The sequence below is a fragment of the Escherichia sp. AM3 genome (assembly GCF_032029835.1).
Lineage (GTDB): Bacteria > Pseudomonadota > Gammaproteobacteria > Enterobacterales > Enterobacteriaceae > Escherichia > Escherichia coli.
The window spans coordinates 1-247 of record NZ_JAVUPQ010001204.1 but is presented as its reverse complement, the minus strand read 5'-3'; the positions used below and the strand labels follow the sequence as shown (position 1 = coordinate 247).

Genomic DNA, 247 nt, shown 5'->3' with positions numbered 1-247 from the left:
GCATGGCGCCCGGCATTACCGGGGAAGGCTGCGCCAGCGGGTGCGCTTCAGGAGGGCGACGCTACAGCACTGCTAGCTCCCTTCCTGAATCTTCAGGTATTTGGTTGTACGCCAGAAACAGAAGGTAATCTGGTGCATGCAGGGGGGCTGTGGCACGGCATGGTGGCCATAACACTTCCGCCTCAGCATCCCCGCCCCTTCAATGAGCTTGTGAAATTGGTTCCACGTTCCGGTCCCTGGCGCATAC

Annotated in this window: 1 protein-coding gene; it reads left to right on the top strand. The window is 59.9% G+C overall.

From position 1 onward, the window contains the following. A partial coding sequence (locus RTW80_RS30315; RefSeq protein WP_312721911.1) for a hypothetical protein occupies positions 1-247 on the top strand: 247 nt, incomplete at both ends.